This window comes from Brevundimonas sp., assembly GCF_041688735.1.
Classification (GTDB): domain Bacteria; phylum Pseudomonadota; class Alphaproteobacteria; order Caulobacterales; family Caulobacteraceae; genus Brevundimonas.
Genome location: NZ_JBDNHO010000057.1, coordinates 26,395 through 40,838 on the forward strand (window position 1 = coordinate 26,395; position 14,444 = coordinate 40,838).

Consider the following 14,444-nt stretch of genomic DNA (forward strand, 5'->3'; position numbering starts at 1 on the left):
CTCCTGCCTATTCGGCCGCCACGAACTGGGCGGTCTCGGTGGAATCCTTCAGCGCGGTCGTCGACGACTGGCCGTTCGAGATGACGGTGGCGACCTGATCGAAATAGCCGGTGCCGACCTCGCGCTGATGGCGGGTGGCGGTGTAGCCAATGGCCTCATTGGCGAACTCGCGCTGCTGCAGCTCGGAATAGGCCGTCATGCCGCGGTCGCGGTAGCCGTCGGCCAGCTCGAACATCGCATTGTTCAGGCTGTGGAAGCCGGCCAGGGTCACGAACTGGAATTTGTAGCCCATGGCCCCCAGCTCGCGCTGGAACTTGGCGATGGTGGCGTCGTCCAGCTTGGCCTTCCAGTTGAACGAGGGCGAACAGTTGTAGGCCAGCAGCTTGCCCGGATGCTGCTTGTGCACGGCCTCGGCGAAGCGACGCGCATCCTCCAGATCGGGATGCGACGTCTCCCACCACAGGACGTCGGCGTATTTCGCATAGGCCAGGCCGCGGGCGATGCAGTGGTCCAGTCCAGTCCCCGCCTTTAACCGGAAGAAGCCCTCGGGCGTGCGGCTCTCGCGGTCGATGAAGGGCCGGTCGCGCTCGTCGACGTCCGAGGTGATCAGCTGGGCGCTTTCGGCGTCGGTGCGGGCCAGGATCAGGGTCGGGGCGCCCATGATGTCAGCGGCCAGACGCGCCGCGATCAGATTGCGCTCATGCGCCTGGGTCGGGATCAGCACCTTGCCGCCCAGATGCCCACACTTCTTCTCGGACGCCAGCTGGTCCTCGAAATGGACGCCCGCGGCCCCCGCCTCGATGAAGGCCTTCATGATCTCGAAGCTGTTCAACGGGCCGCCGAAGCCGGCCTCGGCGTCGGCGACGATGGGCGCGAACCAGTCCCGCTTTGCGCCGCCCTCGGCGTGCTCGATCTGGTCGGCGCGTTGCAGGGTGCGGTTGATGCGACGGCACAGCTCAGGCGCCGCATTGGCCGGGTACAGCGACTGATCCGGATACATGGCCCCGGCCGTATTGGCGTCGGCGGCGACCTGCCAGCCCGACAGATAGATGGCCTTGAGCCCGGCCCGGACCATCTGCATCGCCTGGTTGCCGGTCACCGCCCCGAGGGCGTTGATATAGGGCTCGTCATGCAGCAGCTCCCACAGCCGGTTGGCGCCGCGCTCGGCCAGGGTGTGGGTGATCGGCACCGAGCCGCGCAGGCGACGGACGTCGTCCGGCGTGTAGGGCCGCTCGATTCCGTCGAAACGGCCGACGGGCGACGGAACGAGATGGGCGAAGCTGGTCATATCGGTCTCGGCTCCAGACGGCGGACATCACCGCCGGTTTCGAGGACAAGAACACGCGTCAGTCATGAATGACACAGCCCGTAGCGCCCATTTCGTGTCATTCAGTCATAATATGACACTTGCTGTTAAGTCATTTTGTGACATTCTCCGCACATGGACGTCGCCGCTGATCGCAAGCTGTTCCTCGGAGGCCGCCTCAAACGGCTGCGCCGCGATCTGGCCCTGACCCAGACCGCCATGGCCGGCGATCTGGGCGTCTCGCCCTCCTATCTCAACCACATCGAGCGCAACCAGCGCCCCGTCTCGGCCCAGCTGCTGCTGCGGCTGGCCGACACCTATGACGTCGATCTGCGCACCCTGGGTCAATCCGCCGGCCCCGCCTCGGAAGCCGAACTGGCCGAAGCCTTCGCCGATCCGGTCTTCCACGGCCTGACCGTGCCGCGCCACGAGATCGTGCAACTGGCCGAGGACCAGCCCGCCGCCGCCGACGCCCTGCTGCGCCTCTACCGCGCTTTCGCCGACCGCCGTGCCCGCGACGGCGCCGACACCGGAAGCGGCGACGACAGCCCGGCGGAGTGGGTGCGCGAATATGTCCAGTCACGCCGCAACCACTTCCCCGAGCTGGACGGTCTGGGTGAAATCCTGGCCGAGGCCCTCGCCGCCGACGCCGCCGGCGAACCATTCGAGACCCGCGTCCGCGCCCGCCTGCAGTTCCGTCATGGGCTCAGCGTCCGCACCCTGCCCGCTGAGGTCATGGTCGAATGGACCCGCCGCTATGATCCGCACCGCAAGCGGCTCCTGCTGTCAGAGACCCTGGGCCCCTCCTCGCGCGCCTTCGCCGTGGCTTTCCAGCTGGCCCTGTCCGAGCATGATGCCGAACTGACCGCCCTCGCCGACGCCGCCGCTGCGCCGGACGAACCGACCCGCCGCCTGCTCAAGGTCTCCCTGACCAACACCCTCGCCGCCGCCATCCTGATGCCCTACGGCCCGTTCCAGCACACGGCGGAGCAGACCGGTTACGACCTCGGCCGCCTCCAGGCCCGGTTCGGGGTCAGCTACGAACAGGCCGCCCACCGCCTGACCACGCTTTCACGGCCCACGGCGAGGGGCGTGCCCTTCTTCCTCATGCGGGTCGATCAGGCGGGCAACATTTCCAAACGGTTCGCCTCGGGTGCCTTTCCCTTCTCGCGCTTCGGCGGGGCCTGCCCGCGCTGGCGGCTGCACAGCGCCTTCCGCACGCCGGGTCGCGTCATCACCCAGATCATCGAGACCCCCGACGGTCAGCGTTGGTTCACCCTGGCGCGGACGGTGGACCGCCAAGGTCACGGCAGAGCGGGGCACGACGCCTTCACCGAGGGCCACGACCTCGCCATCGGTCTGGGCTGCGAGCTGAAGCACGCCCATCGCCTGACCTACGCCCGCGGCCTGGACCTGACGGCGCCCGAGGTCACCCCCATCGGTCCCGCCTGCCGCCTGTGCCACCGCCACCCCTGCGCCGAACGCGCCGCCCCCCCCATCGACCGCCCGCTGGTGGTCGACGACTGGTCCAAGTCGGTCAGCCCGTATCCGTTCGCGGGGGGATGAATGGCGGCAGCCGCGAAGCGTGTCGCGGCCGGCGCGTTGCGGCGCAACGCGTTTGTTGAAGACACACGGATTGTTCGTTCTGGTGGTCGCTTAAGCGATCACCGCCGCCTCATTCATCGGCTGGTTCGTGGCGGGCACGATCCTGTCAGCTTTAGGCCGACGTCGCTTCGAGCGCCCGCCGGGCCGCGTCCAACTCGGCTCGCATCACCGACTTCAACCTGTCCGGCGCCACGATCTCCACCTGATCGCCCCAGCTGAACAGGTGCCAGGCCAGTTCGCGCATGCCGCTGGCCCTGAACCGCACCACCACGCCGCCATCGGCCTCGTCTTCCACCGACTGCGTCGGGTGCCAGCGCCAGGCCGTGGCCTCGACCGCGCCCTCCGGCGACACCCGCAGCACCACATCCTCGATCTCGTCCTGATAGATGCCGAAGGACTGGCTGGCGAAGACCTGGAGGTCGAAATCGGCGGGGGGCGCGGCGATGCCCGGCTCGGCCTTCACCGCGCTCATCCGGTCGAGGCGGAAGGTCTGGATGCGGTCGCTCTCGCGATCCGCCGCGACCAGATAGTTGGCCCGGCCGAACATGACCCCGCACGGCGCGACCGAGCGACGGCGGGCCTCCGCGCCCGGTCGGCTGTAGATGAAGCCCAGGGGCTGGCCCGCGAGGATCGCCTGTCGGATCTCGGCCAGCACCGCCTCGTCCGCCGAGGGGCGCGGCCCGGCCATCACGGCGATGGTCTCGGCCCGCACCAGCGCCTCGAGGTCAGGGGCCAGCCGGTTCAGCGTCGTCGACCGCATGGCCGACTTCAACTTGCGCTCCAGCCCCTCCAGCGCTGACGCCCGGCCCGGCTCTCCGCTGAAACGCAAGCCCTGGGCCGCCTTGTTCAGCTCGACCAGTTCCTCGGTCGTCGGGGCCTGTTCAAAGGCGGACAGCCCGCCCCGGATGCGCCAGCGCTTGGACGGCGGATCCGAGACTTCCTCGGCCTGGGGAAACAGCGACAGCACGGCGTCTCGCATCCGCTCCGCAGTGCGCCGACCCACGCCCGACTCGCGAGCCATCTCGTCCAGCGTCAGGCCCTCGGCGCTGGCGGCCATCCGCCGCGCCAGCTCGATCACCATCGCCGCCTTGTCGTGTCTCATGGAACCAATATCGCATGCGACCGTTTCTGACGCAATGCTGCTTCAAGGTGGAACTCAACACAGACACCCGACACGGAGACACCCCATGACCCGCGCCTTCGCCGCCCACGCTTCCGTCATCGCCTCCCGCTACCTGATCGTGCCTTGCGAGGCCGAGGGTTGCGGCGATCTGGCGGTCGTCTGGGACCGGCTGGAAGAACAGGTGATCGACGTCATCGACGCCAGCGCCAGCGCCCGCTACGCTGACGAGGACGCCCTGTGGGACGAAGCGCGCCCCCTCTTCGACCCGTCCGAAGACTTCCGCATGGCAGCCTGATCAGGCCGCCGGGTGCGTCTCGCGCATCCAGGCGACCGATGCCGTGGCGAGATCACGCAGTTCGGCCATGTCCACATTGGCCAGCTTCGTAAGATAGAGGCAGCCGCCCCTGGTCGTCACCTTGCCCAGCCGGGCGACGCGCCCTGACCGGTCCGCAAGCTGGTCCATGAGATAGAGAACCAGCTGGGCCTTCCTTGGCGAGAAGCCGATAATCGGCCAGTCGCCCGACGCCGCACGGTATGAGCCATAGCCAACAATGGACTTCCCCCACATGACGGGAGCCTCGCCCGTGACTGCGGCGAACAGCGCCTTCACAGTCTCCGCGTCAGCCCGTCGGCCGGGGTTCTCGATGGCGGCGATGAAGTCCGCGACCGGCACATCGGTGGGTCTTGTCTTCGGTTCGGCCATTCGCCGCTCCCGGTCAGGCTGCGCCTTTCAGCTCCGTGGCGTGGGGCGGATAGGGGGCCGAGCTTAGCTGACTCGGCGGCTCCTTGGCCAATGTGCTGGCAAAGCCGTGGTTGACGTCGCGGTGATGAGCCTCGTCGGCCCTGACCACCAGAACGACGTCGCGCAACGTCGCGTCGGCCGGCAGTTTCCAGTAGTGGATGGCGATGGCGGGTGCCGGCACATTGGGCGACCGGCCCTCGTCGATCTCCTTCAGATACATGGTGTAGCTGACGACGGCCTCCTCCTCGAAATAGCCGACCACCCGGTGCGCCGTTCGCGGCGAGATCAGATAGAGCAGGAAGAAGCCGATGTAGAAGACGGCCTGGGCCAGCTGGATCACCAGCCGCTCGAACCAGGTCGGCTGTGCGATCTGGATGAAGGTCATCAGGTGCATTCGCTCGTTCTCCGCCTCCTCCATCAGGGTGCGGATCCAGCCCTCGTCGTCCTTCATCTGGCGCAGGCATTTCAGATGCTGCAGCGTCGCCCCGACCATGCCCGGCACCGCCGCCACGGTCTCCAGAACAATTGCCCTGTGACCGTACCGCTTGGCGAAGAAGGTGTCGGCCAGGAACCGCAGCAGTTTGGTGAAGCCCAGCGCGAACCGGTCGGAAAAGCCCTTCGGCTCGTGGTGGATGACGGGCTCGGCGTCCTTCTCTTCCGCCAGGGCGAGGTCGTCGGGAGCGAGTATCTTGTTGACCATGGAGACAGTCCTTGCGGCGCTCCGACCGCAGGGGGTCGGCGTTCATGGATCATAACGCGCGAGAGACCGCGATGGGGCCGACGCGATGTCGCAAAGGGGCGGACACGCTGACGCAGTGTGGGCCTCAAAGCCCCTTCACGATCCCCTCAACCATCTTCTTGGCGTCGGCGAACAGCATCATGGTGTTGTCGCGGAAGAACAGCTCATTCTCCACCCCCGCATAGCCCGCCGCCATGCCGCGCTTGATGAACAACACGGTCCCCGCCTTCTCGACGTCCAGAATAGGCATGCCGTAGATAGGCGATTGCGGATCGGTCTTGGCGGCGGGGTTGGTGACGTCGTTGGCGCCGATGACGAAGGCGACGTCGGCGGAGGAGAACTCCGAGTTGATGTCCTCCAGTTCGAAGACCTCGTCATAGGGCACATTGGCCTCGGCCAGCAGCACGTTCATGTGGCCGGGCATGCGACCGGCGACGGGGTGAATGGCGTATTTCACCTCTACCCCCTCGGCCTTCAGCTTGTCGGCCATCTCGCGCAGCGCGTGCTGGGCCTGGGCCACGGCCATGCCGTAGCCGGGCACGATGATGACCTTGGAGGCGTTCTTCATGATGAAGGCGGCGTCCTCGGCCGAGCCCTGTTTGACCGGCCGGGTCTCGACCGCGCCGGCGGGTCCCGCCGCCGCATCGCCGCCGAACCCGCCCAGGATCACCGAGATGAAGCTGCGGTTCATGGCCTTGCACATGATGTAGCTCAGGATCGCGCCCGAGCTGCCGACCAGCGCCCCGGTGATGATCAGGGCGATGTTCTCGAGCGTGAAGCCCAGCGCCGCCGCAGCCCAGCCGGAGTAGGAGTTGAGCATCGACACCACTACCGGCATGTCGGCCCCGCCGATGGGAATGATCAGCGTCGCGCCGAGGATCAGGGCGAGGGCGAACACGCCCCAGAAGGCCCAGGTCGCCGTCCCGCCCGTGCCGATCATGATGCCGATCAGGAAGACCAGCCCCAGCGCCAGGCCGATATTGATCAGGTGCCGCGCCGGCAGGATGATCGGTGCCCCGCTCATGTTTCCGTTCAGCTTGGCGAAGGCGATGACCGAGCCGGTGAAGGTCACCGCGCCGATGGCCACGCCCAGCGCCAGCTCGACGATCGACAGCGTCTTGATGCCGCCTCCGGCCGTGGCGATGCCGAAGCTCTCGGGCGCATAGACCGCGCCGATGGCCACCAGACAGGCCGCCATGCCGACCAGGCTGTGGAAGGCCGCGACCAGTTGCGGCATCTGGGTCATCTGCACCTTGGCCGCGATCAGCGCGCCCGCGCCACCGCCGACGATCACGCCCCCGGCGATCAGGCCGAGGGTCAGCGGGTCCAGCGTGCCGGTCGACCACAGGGTCGCCAAGGTCACCCCGACCGCAAGCGCCATGCCGATCATGCCGAAGGTATTGCCCCGCCGGCTCGTCTCCGGGCTCGACAGCCCGCGCAGGCTGAGGATGAACAGGACGCCCGAGACCAGATAGGCCAGGGCCGCGATGGATGCGTTCATGTGTCGTCTTGCCCCAGCAGACGTTCGAGATTTGCGATCAACGGTGGGAAGTCATCGCGAACAGTATCGACGAGAATTTGAAAACTGACTTTGCCGTAGTCGTGCACCAGGATTTTGCGCATCGCGACAGACGCCTGCCAGGCCACCGACGGGGCCGCCTCACGAACGATTTGAGGCACCTTTCGCGCGGCCTCACCTACCATCTGGACGGCATGCAGGATCGCATAGGCGCGGAGGGGCTCTGCCTCCAGGTCCGCCGGTGTCCGAAAATCCAGGAAGCTCAACGCCTTGACGGCGTTGTCCCGCATATCTTCGAGTTTGATCCGGACCGCCTCTTCCATCAGGCAACAACCAGATCCCGGCCCATATAGGCCCAACGGTCCGGTTTCATGGCTTGTCGGCCAATGAGATCGACCGGTCGTCCCAACCGGGCCTCAAGCTCGACCACGATCGCGCCGAGATCGAACAAGGGCGGCCGTCCGATCACGTCATAGACCACATCGACATCGCTGTCCGCGCGCGCGTCTCCCCGCGCAACCGAGCCAACCACACCGATCAGTTCCACGCCAAGTGCGCGAGCGGCCGGCCGCTCGTTTCGAATAGCTTCCAGTGCGTGGTCCAGCGTCGTGACCGGCTTGTCCATCACCGCCCTCCCGGCGGACAGGCCGTCCGCCCCAGCCGCCACAGGGCGGCGGCGATGAACAGCGGTCCGACGAAGATCATGGCCCAGTCCCAGACGCTCATCGCCCTTTCCTGAATGACGATTCGCAGCAGGACCGAGGCGAACAGCAGCGCGGCGCCGCAATCCATGAAGCGCAGCTTCTGGATCGCATCCTTCTGGCGCAGCCAGCTCCACAGCCACAGGCCCACCCCGATCGTCGTGGCGACCCAGGACACGCCGACCGCGAACTGATTGACGTCGAGGGTCAAGGCTTGGCGGCCTCCGCCTTGGCGGGCGCGGGGGGCCGTTCCTTCTTCTTGTACATGGCCAGCATGCGGCGGGTGACCATGAAGCCGCCGAAGATGTTGACGGATGCCAGCGTCACCGCCGCCACCCCCGCCCCCTTGGCGATCCAGCCGTCGGACCCGCCGTCCCCACCTAAGGCCGCCGCCGCGATCAGCCCGCCGACCACGATCACCGAGGAGATGGCATTGGTCACGGCCATCAGCGGCGTGTGCAACGCCGGCGTGACGCTCCAGACCACATAGTAGCCGACGAAGATCGCCAGCACGAAGATGGCCAGGCGGAAGACGGTGGGATCGACGTGTTCCATGTTCAGTTACCCTGCGCGGTTCGTAACTCGCTGCGTTCCAGTGTCCAATCAGTATTGCAGAATGCCGCCAAGAGTTTCGGGTCGGGCTCTGGAGCATTCTCCACCATCCTGAAAATTCTACCGTCACCAGATGAAACGGAACGTCCAAAAACATCTCTCATCGGCACAGCATCTTCAGGCTCGTCTAAACCCGCGTAATATAAGCGACGTTCCGGGCAATCAGCATCGATCATGTATGCTGACGGTTCATGTTCAAAATGAAAGGCCATAACCGCAAAACGGTCAGTTTGAACCGGGTCGGGGACTGCGTAACGCCACATGGTTTGGTTGGGACGAATCCAAGTGATCGGCGATGCTAGGTCGCCAGTTTTCATCGTATCGATGAGCCTCGTGCCGGGCCGTGCATCGATCGCCGCAGCTTCGCGTTCGAAGGCGTGCTTCGGCAATTCTTGGCAGTAGGACAGAGCGAGAAGAAGCACAGCAATACCGGCGAAAATTGTGACTCCCATGATCGGATGCTGCTTCTTGACGTCGCTCACCCCCTCACCCCCTCATGCACCACCGCCCCGCCGTGCGTAACCGCCGCCGCCTTCAGGATCTCGTCCTCCATATCCAAAGCCAGCGCCCCGTCCTTGATCATCAGGCCGACGAAGGCGACCAGGTTCTTGGCGTAGAGCGACGAAGCGTCGGACGCGATCCGGCCCGGCAGGTTGGCAATACCGACCAGGGAGACACCGTTCGCGGTGACCACGGTCTCGCCCAGCTTGCCGCCCTCGACATTGCCGCCGTTCTCGATGGCCAGATCGATGATCACCGACCCCGGCTTCATCGTCGCCACCTGGGCGGCGGTGACCAGCACCGGCGCCGCGCGGCCGGGGATCAGGGCGGTGGTGATGACGATGTCCTGCTTCTTGATATGCTCGCCGGTCAGCTCGGCCTGTTTGGCCTGATACTCGGGCGACATCGGCTTGGCATAGCCGCCGGCGGTCTGGGCGTTCCTGAACTCCTCGTCCTCGACGGCGAGGAACTTTGCCCCGAGAGATTCTACCTGCTCCTTGGTCGCGGGCCGTACGTCGGTGGCGGTGACGACCGCCCCCATCCGCCGCGCCGTGGCGATGGCCTGCAGGCCCGCCACGCCCACGCCCATGATGAAGACCTTGGCCGGGGCGACCGTGCCCGCCGCCGTTATCATCATCGGGAAGCCGCGTCCATAGGCGGAGGCCGCCTCGATCACCGCGCGATATCCCGCCAGGTTCGCCTGTGACGACAGCGCGTCCATCACCTGGGCCCGCGAAATCCGCGGCACGAACTCCATGGCGAAGGCGGTCGCATTGGCCTGGGCCAGCGCCGTCACCGTCTCCTTGTCGCGATAAGCGTCCAGCAGGGCTACGACGATGGCACCGGGCTTCAGCGCGCTGGTCTCCTGCGCCGTCGGGCCGCGCACCTTCAGCACGATGTCGGCGTTCGACAGGACCGCCTTGGTGTCCGGAGCGACCGTCGCGCCTGCGGCGACATAGTCCGCGTCGGGCATGGACGAACCCGTCCCCGTTCCGGCCTCGACCGTCACGGTCGCGCCCATGGCGATCAGCTTCCTGACCGTGTCCGGAGTGACGGCGCAGCGCGTCTCGCCGTCTCGGCGTTCGCGGGTCACGGCGATGGCGACAGCCAAACGAATCCCTCCGTCAAGATTGGACGACGAACGTTAGGCTTATCCGGGACGGCGCGTCAAAAACAGAACTGTCCTTCTCCCCTTGCGGAAGAAGGCCGACTTCAGCGTGCGGCCTTGCCGGACTTCAGCAGGAACCAGCCGGCGACCAGCATGACCACGGCCGCGATCAGACCGGTGAAGAGGCTGCCGCCCGGCTGGAACCACAGCACGAGCAACAACAGCAGCGCCGCGATGACCAGCGAGCCCCATTTGGCCAGGCCCATGAAGGCGTGGAAGGTTGAGCCCTGCTCGCTGATCTCCTGGGAGCCGCGAACATAGGCGTCGTTGGAATCGGCGGGGTGCGGGTCGGCCATGATGGTGTCCGGGACTCAGATCAATCGGTTGGCCGCTTTATAGCGGGCCTTGGCGCAGGCTCAAGCCGACTTGCGGTGGCTCAGCATGTATTCGCGCAGCACGCGGTTGACGGCGGTCTGGTATTTGGTTTCGCGCCCCTTGAACCAGTCGACCACATCGGCATCCAGCCGGATGGTCACGGCCTGCTTTTCCGGCCGATAGAATTTGCCGCGGACTGCGCCGCTCCAGTCGGTGACGAGTGGAATGTCGCTGAAGTCTATGTCCTCGTCCCGCATCGTGGCCAAAGCCTCCAGCTCCGCGGAAATATCCCTCGTCACTTCTGTCACAGGCTCTCACCTCGCGTTTGTCGGCCTTTCGAGCCGAAATCATCCTCACCCGGATTTCGCCGTCGTCATCGATCCACGTGTGGCTGACGAAAAGAATGGTCGCCGTCCCGACACGACCGATGGTCCGCCAACGTTGCTCGCCGACGACGATCCGATCCATCTCGCTCGTCGCTTTGGGATCGTCAAAGACCTGCACCGCAACATCAAAAGCGATGCGGTGCTTGACCAAATTCCGTCGGGCCTTTTTTTGGATCCCAGACAATCTCCGCAGATGTCTCCCTGTACGTACATTTCTGTATTTACAACATCAAGCCATAGCCTCGAACCGGTCGATCAGCCCTTCCAGTCGTTTCGTCCCAATGGTCCAGAACGCCGGATCGCGTGGGTTAAGCCCGAACGGTGCCAGGGCCTCGACATAGCCGCGCGACCCGCCCCCAGCCAGAAGTTCGCGATACAGCGGCGTGAAGCCCGCCGGGTCCTTGGCCCGCGTCTCCATCAACGCCGCCACCAGCAGGTCGCCGAAGGCATAGGCATAGACATAGAAGGGCGAGTGGACGAAGTGGCTGACATAACTCCACCAGTGCTCATAACCGGCGTTTAGCGTCACCGCCGGCCCCAGTGACGCGCGCATCTCTTCCAGCCAGATTTCGCCGATCCGCTCGACGGGAACCTCGCCCGCCACCCGCTCGTCATGGAACCGGGTCTCGAACCGGTGGAAGGCGATCTGGCGCACGACGGTGTTGAGCCCGTCCTCGATCCGTCCCGCCAGAAGCCCGCGATGTTCGGCCTTCGGCGCGGTCTTCAGCAGCCGGTCGAAGGTCAGCCCCTCGGCGAAGATCGACGCGGTTTCCGCCAGCGTCAGCGGCGTGTCGGCCAGCAGACTGCCCTGCCCCGCCGCCAGCGTCTGGTGCACGCCATGCCCCAGCTCATGCGCCAGCGTCAGCACGTCGCGCCGCTCGCCCATCCAGTTCAGAAATACATAGGGGTGCCGGTCCGACGTCACCGGATGGGCATAGGCCCCCGACTGTTTGCCCGACCGCGCCTTGCCGTCGATCCACGGCTTGTCGAAGAAGCCGGCGGCCCTATCGGCGAACTCGGGGCCCAGGTCGGCGAAACTCTCCAGGACCAGCGCCTTGCCCGCCGCCCAGTCATAGCCGCGCGGGGCCGTGGTCTCGAGCGGCGCGTTGCGGTCCCACTGGTCCAGCTTCGCCTTGCCCATGGCCAGGGCCTTGAGCGCGTAATAGCGGTGCGACAGTCGCGGGTAGGCGGCGGCCACGGCCTGCGCCATCGCATCGACCGCCTCGCCGTCCACTTCATTGGACAGATGCCGTCCGTCGGCAGGCCGCTTGAACCCGCGCCATCTGTCTTCCAGCGCCTTGTCGGCGGCGACCGTGTTCATCACCAGCGCCATGGTCGACGTTCGTGCCTTCAGGGCGACGCTCAACCCCTCCGCCGCCGACTTGCGCCGCGCGGTCTTGGGGTCGGACAGACGATTCAGCGCCTCGGACAGGGTCAGGTCCTCCTTGCCCGCCCTCACCGTCATCGCCGCCAGGGTCTCGTCGAACAGGCGCGGCCACTGGGCGCTGATGGGTCCGCGCTCGGCCAGGAAGGTCTCCAGTTCCTGCGACAGTTCATGCGGCTTCATCGCCCGCACGCGCCGCAGCCAGGGCCGCCAGCGCGCCGCGGCCGGGTACGCGGTCAATGCGGCCTCTATCCCGGCTTCGTCGAGCTGGTTGATCTCCAGCGTCACCCACACCGTCGGCGTGGCGATGGCCGTCATCTTCTCGCGCACCGTGGCCTCGAAGCCTTGCGCGCCCGCATCGTTGCGGTTGGTCGAGGCTGCCAGAAAGGCATAGGCTCCCAGCCCGCCCAGCAGGTCCGACACCTGCTCATACAGGCTCACGGCCCGATCCAGCGTTTGACCCAGCCCCCGCGCATCGGCCCGCGCCGCGACCAGCCGGCCTTGCAAGGTGCCCAGTTCGGCGACCACCCCGCGCGCCCGCTCCAAATCGGCTGCGATGCGCGCGTCGTCGCGCGATGCATACAGATCGGACAAATCCCACAGCGGGGCGTCCAGCGGATCGGCGGAAGTCTTGAAGGGCGCGTTCATGCCCTCCGTTGTGGGGATGGAGCGCGCCCCGCGCAACGTCCGAAACCCGCCAGACGCCCGATCATCCGCGCGTCACATCGACGGCGAAGGAGACCCGCATGACCTTTCGCATCCGCGCCCTGCCGCTCGCGCCGTTCCAGCCCGTGTTCGCCCTCGCCGATCCGGCGCTGGAGGCGATCGGCGCGCGCCGCATGATCGCCGACAAACCCCACAGCTCGCCCTACCGCATCAGCCTGACCGACGCCGAACCCGGCGAACGGCTGATCCTGTTGAACCATCGCCATCTCGACGCATCTTCCAGCCCGTATCGCTCGGAGGGGCCCATCTTCGTCCGCGAGATGGCCACCGAGGCGGACCTCGCCCCCGGCGTCGTGCCCGACATGCTGTCGCGTCGCCTGCTGTCCGCCCGTGTCTATGATGCCGACTGGATGATGACGGATGCCGATGTCGTCGAGGGACGCGATCTGGCGGAGCGGCTGACATACTGGTTCGCCGACGGCCACACCGCCAGCATCCACCTGCACACCGCCCGCAGGGGCTGTTTTATGGCCGCGGCCGAACGGACCTAGAATTTCGCGCCCCGCAGCTGCCTTTTCGCGCCCAACAAAAAGGGCGGCGACCCTGCGGTCGCCGCCCTCTTCATTTCAGTCGCTCAGACCGTTCAGGCGCCCAGCGAGGCGGGATCGATCTTGAAGCCCGGGCCCATGGTCGAGGACAGGGTGATCCGCTTGATGTAGGTGCCCTTGGCACCCGACGGTCGCGCGCGGCTCAGGGCGTCGACATAGGCGCGGACGTTGGCTTCGAGGGCTTCCTGGGTGAAGGAGGCCTTGCCGATGCCGCCGTGGGCGATGCCGGCCTTTTCGACGCGGAACTCGACCGCGCCGCCCTTGGCGTCCTTGACCGCTTGCGCGACGTTCGGGGTCACGGTGCCGACCTTGGGGTTGGGCATCAGGCCGCGCGGGCCCAGCACCTTACCCAGACGACCGACCAGGGCCATCATGTCCGGGGACGCGATGACGCGGTCGAAGTCCATGAACCCGCCGTTGATCTTTTCGTACAGATCCTCGGCGCCCACGATGTCGGCGCCGGCGGCCAGGGCCTCGGCGGCCTTGGCGTCCTTGGCGAAGACGGCGACGCGAACGTCACGGCCCGTGCCGGACGGCAGGTTCACCACGCCGCGGACCTGCTGGTCGGCGTGACGCGGATCGACACCCAGATTGACGGCGATCTCGATCGACTCGTCGAACTTGGCGGTGGCGTTTTCCTTGACGGCCTTGATGGCGTCGGCGAACGGCATGTTCACCAGCGTATCGCCGGTGCGGGCCTTGGTGCGCTTGGTTTGATTGGCCATCTTCTCAGCCCTCCACGACGTTGAGGCCCATGGCGCGAGCCGAGCCTTCGATGATCTTGGTCGCGGCGTCCAGGTCGTTCGCGTTCAGATCCTTCATCTTCTTCTCGGCGATCTCGCGCAGCTGGCTGCGCTTGATCTTGCCGGCCACTTCGCGGCCCGTCATCTTCGAGCCCGAGGTGATCCCGGCGGCTTGTTTGATGAAGTGGGTCGCGGGCGGGGTCTTGGTGACGAAGGTGAAGCTCTTGTCCTGATAGACGGTGATCACCGTCGGCAGGGGCGTGCCTTTGACTTCCTTCTCGGTGCGGGCGTTGAACTCCTTGACGAAGCCCATGATGTTGACGCCG

19 protein-coding genes and 1 pseudogene are annotated in these 14,444 nt (G+C 66.3%); 3 read left to right on the forward strand and 17 right to left on the reverse strand.

Annotated features, from left to right (window positions below; all coding sequences use genetic code 11):
* Nucleotides 1–7 precede the first annotated feature (7 nt).
* Nucleotides 8–1,288 carry an isocitrate lyase gene (gene aceA, locus ACESMO_RS06375; protein WP_372707327.1) on the reverse strand — a complete coding sequence of 427 codons (1,281 nt, stop codon included), beginning with the start codon at nt 1,286–1,288 and terminating at the stop codon, nt 8–10.
* Between the two features lie 153 nt (nt 1,289–1,441).
* On the opposite strand from aceA, the gene ACESMO_RS06380 reads away from it, so the two are divergent.
* Nucleotides 1,442–2,872 (forward strand): short-chain fatty acyl-CoA regulator family protein, encoded by a 1,431-nt coding sequence (locus ACESMO_RS06380; protein ID WP_372707328.1) that lies wholly within the window; start codon nt 1,442–1,444, stop codon nt 2,870–2,872.
* A 151-nt stretch (nt 2,873–3,023) separates the two neighbouring features.
* Here the strand turns inward: ACESMO_RS06380 and ACESMO_RS06385 are convergent, their stop codons facing one another.
* Nucleotides 3,024–4,013 (reverse strand): helix-turn-helix transcriptional regulator, encoded by a 990-nt coding sequence (locus tag ACESMO_RS06385; protein ID WP_372707329.1) that lies wholly within the window; start codon nt 4,011–4,013, stop codon nt 3,024–3,026.
* 85 nt (nt 4,014–4,098) lie between these two features.
* Between ACESMO_RS06385 and ACESMO_RS06390 the strand changes: the two genes are divergently transcribed.
* Nucleotides 4,099–4,329: a hypothetical protein gene (locus ACESMO_RS06390; protein ID WP_372707330.1), complete on the forward strand. Its 231-nt coding sequence runs from the start codon at nt 4,099–4,101 to the stop codon at nt 4,327–4,329.
* Here ACESMO_RS06390 and ACESMO_RS06395 read toward each other — a convergent pair whose 3' ends face one another.
* The 13 genes and pseudogenes from ACESMO_RS06395 to ACESMO_RS06455 all read right to left on the reverse strand — a co-directional run bounded on the left by ACESMO_RS06395 (nt 4,330) and on the right by ACESMO_RS06455 (nt 12,749).
* Nucleotides 4,330–4,737 (reverse strand): DUF1801 domain-containing protein, encoded by a 408-nt coding sequence (locus ACESMO_RS06395; protein WP_372707331.1) that lies wholly within the window; start codon nt 4,735–4,737, stop codon nt 4,330–4,332.
* Between the two features lie 13 nt (nt 4,738–4,750).
* Entirely contained in the window at nt 4,751–5,476 is a 726-nt protein-coding gene (locus ACESMO_RS06400) for an alternative oxidase (RefSeq protein WP_372707332.1), read from the reverse strand.
* A gap of 124 nt (nt 5,477–5,600) precedes the next feature.
* Nucleotides 5,601–7,016 (reverse strand): NAD(P)(+) transhydrogenase (Re/Si-specific) subunit beta, encoded by a 1,416-nt coding sequence (locus tag ACESMO_RS06405; RefSeq protein ID WP_372707333.1) that lies wholly within the window; start codon nt 7,014–7,016, stop codon nt 5,601–5,603.
* The gene (locus tag ACESMO_RS06410) at nt 7,013–7,357 is read right to left on the reverse strand and encodes a DUF86 domain-containing protein (protein ID WP_372707334.1); all 345 of its coding nucleotides are present in this window, start codon (nt 7,355–7,357) and stop codon (nt 7,013–7,015) included. The genes ACESMO_RS06405 and ACESMO_RS06410 overlap by 4 nt, the downstream gene beginning before the upstream one ends.
* The gene (locus ACESMO_RS06415; RefSeq protein WP_372707335.1) at nt 7,357–7,659 is read right to left on the reverse strand and encodes a nucleotidyltransferase family protein; all 303 of its coding nucleotides are present in this window, start codon (nt 7,657–7,659) and stop codon (nt 7,357–7,359) included. The genes ACESMO_RS06410 and ACESMO_RS06415 overlap by 1 nt, the downstream gene beginning before the upstream one ends.
* Nucleotides 7,659–7,946, reverse strand: coding sequence for a hypothetical protein (locus tag ACESMO_RS06420; protein WP_372707336.1), 288 nt, complete (start codon nt 7,944–7,946; stop codon nt 7,659–7,661). Before ACESMO_RS06420 ends, ACESMO_RS06415 begins: the two co-directional genes overlap by 1 nt.
* Entirely contained in the window at nt 7,943–8,290 is a 348-nt protein-coding gene (locus tag ACESMO_RS06425; protein ID WP_372707337.1) for a proton-translocating transhydrogenase family protein, read from the reverse strand. The genes ACESMO_RS06420 and ACESMO_RS06425 overlap by 4 nt, the downstream gene beginning before the upstream one ends.
* A gap of 2 nt (nt 8,291–8,292) precedes the next feature.
* Nucleotides 8,293–8,829 carry a hypothetical protein gene (locus ACESMO_RS06430; RefSeq protein WP_372707338.1) on the reverse strand — a complete coding sequence of 179 codons (537 nt, stop codon included), beginning with the start codon at nt 8,827–8,829 and terminating at the stop codon, nt 8,293–8,295.
* Nucleotides 8,826–9,959: a Re/Si-specific NAD(P)(+) transhydrogenase subunit alpha gene (locus ACESMO_RS06435; protein WP_372707339.1), complete on the reverse strand. Its 1,134-nt coding sequence runs from the start codon at nt 9,957–9,959 to the stop codon at nt 8,826–8,828. The genes ACESMO_RS06430 and ACESMO_RS06435 overlap by 4 nt, the downstream gene beginning before the upstream one ends.
* 101 nt (nt 9,960–10,060) lie before the next feature.
* Nucleotides 10,061–10,312, reverse strand: coding sequence for an aa3-type cytochrome c oxidase subunit IV (locus ACESMO_RS06440; RefSeq protein WP_372707340.1), 252 nt, complete (start codon nt 10,310–10,312; stop codon nt 10,061–10,063).
* 60 nt (nt 10,313–10,372) lie between these two features.
* On the reverse strand, nt 10,373–10,588 hold the full coding sequence (locus tag ACESMO_RS06445; protein ID WP_372707347.1) for a BrnA antitoxin family protein: 216 nt from the start codon (nt 10,586–10,588) through the stop codon (nt 10,373–10,375).
* Nucleotides 10,589–10,661: 73 nt separating this feature from the next.
* A pseudogene (locus ACESMO_RS06450) lies at nt 10,662–10,901 on the reverse strand (BrnT family toxin); the annotation flags it as partial.
* Between the two features lie 45 nt (nt 10,902–10,946).
* Complete coding sequence (locus tag ACESMO_RS06455) at nt 10,947–12,749, reverse strand: M3 family oligoendopeptidase (protein ID WP_372707341.1); 1,803 nt, start codon at nt 12,747–12,749, stop codon at nt 10,947–10,949.
* Between the two features lie 98 nt (nt 12,750–12,847).
* Between ACESMO_RS06455 and ACESMO_RS06460 the strand changes: the two genes are divergently transcribed.
* Nucleotides 12,848–13,318, forward strand: a complete 471-nt coding sequence (locus tag ACESMO_RS06460; RefSeq protein ID WP_372707342.1) for a DUF1203 domain-containing protein — start codon at nt 12,848–12,850, stop codon at nt 13,316–13,318.
* Nucleotides 13,319–13,410: 92 nt separating this feature from the next.
* On the opposite strand, the gene rplA is transcribed toward ACESMO_RS06460, so the two are convergent.
* Nucleotides 13,411–14,100, reverse strand: coding sequence for a 50S ribosomal protein L1 (rplA, locus tag ACESMO_RS06465; protein WP_372707343.1), 690 nt, complete (start codon nt 14,098–14,100; stop codon nt 13,411–13,413).
* Nucleotides 14,101–14,104: 4 nt separating this feature from the next.
* Nucleotides 14,105–14,444 (reverse strand): 50S ribosomal protein L11 (rplK, locus tag ACESMO_RS06470; RefSeq protein WP_372707344.1); only part of this gene is annotated, 340 nt, incomplete at its 5' end.

Excerpts from the sequence above, each read along its gene's own strand:
- aceA (WP_372707327.1), bottom strand. The coding sequence starts at position 1,288 with ATGACCAGCTTCGCCCATCTCGTTCCGTCGCCCGTCGGCCGTTTCGAC.
- ACESMO_RS06380 (WP_372707328.1), top strand. The coding sequence starts at position 1,442 with ATGGACGTCGCCGCTGATCGCAAGCTGTTCCTCGGAGGCCGCCTCAAA.
- ACESMO_RS06385 (WP_372707329.1), bottom strand. The coding sequence starts at position 4,013 with ATGAGACACGACAAGGCGGCGATGGTGATCGAGCTGGCGCGGCGGATG.
- ACESMO_RS06390 (WP_372707330.1), top strand. The coding sequence starts at position 4,099 with ATGACCCGCGCCTTCGCCGCCCACGCTTCCGTCATCGCCTCCCGCTAC.
- ACESMO_RS06395 (WP_372707331.1), bottom strand. The coding sequence starts at position 4,737 with ATGGCCGAACCGAAGACAAGACCCACCGATGTGCCGGTCGCGGACTTC.
- ACESMO_RS06400 (WP_372707332.1), bottom strand. The coding sequence starts at position 5,476 with ATGGTCAACAAGATACTCGCTCCCGACGACCTCGCCCTGGCGGAAGAG.
- ACESMO_RS06405 (WP_372707333.1), bottom strand. The coding sequence starts at position 7,016 with ATGAACGCATCCATCGCGGCCCTGGCCTATCTGGTCTCGGGCGTCCTG.
- ACESMO_RS06410 (WP_372707334.1), bottom strand. The coding sequence starts at position 7,357 with ATGGAAGAGGCGGTCCGGATCAAACTCGAAGATATGCGGGACAACGCC.
- ACESMO_RS06415 (WP_372707335.1), bottom strand. The coding sequence starts at position 7,659 with ATGGACAAGCCGGTCACGACGCTGGACCACGCACTGGAAGCTATTCGA.
- ACESMO_RS06425 (WP_372707337.1), bottom strand. The coding sequence starts at position 8,290 with ATGGAACACGTCGATCCCACCGTCTTCCGCCTGGCCATCTTCGTGCTG.
- ACESMO_RS06440 (WP_372707340.1), bottom strand. The coding sequence starts at position 10,312 with ATGGCCGACCCGCACCCCGCCGATTCCAACGACGCCTATGTTCGCGGC.
- ACESMO_RS06445 (WP_372707347.1), bottom strand. The coding sequence starts at position 10,588 with ATGCGGGACGAGGACATAGACTTCAGCGACATTCCACTCGTCACCGAC.
- ACESMO_RS06455 (WP_372707341.1), bottom strand. The coding sequence starts at position 12,749 with ATGAACGCGCCCTTCAAGACTTCCGCCGATCCGCTGGACGCCCCGCTG.
- ACESMO_RS06460 (WP_372707342.1), top strand. The coding sequence starts at position 12,848 with ATGACCTTTCGCATCCGCGCCCTGCCGCTCGCGCCGTTCCAGCCCGTG.
- rplA (WP_372707343.1), bottom strand. The coding sequence starts at position 14,100 with ATGGCCAATCAAACCAAGCGCACCAAGGCCCGCACCGGCGATACGCTG.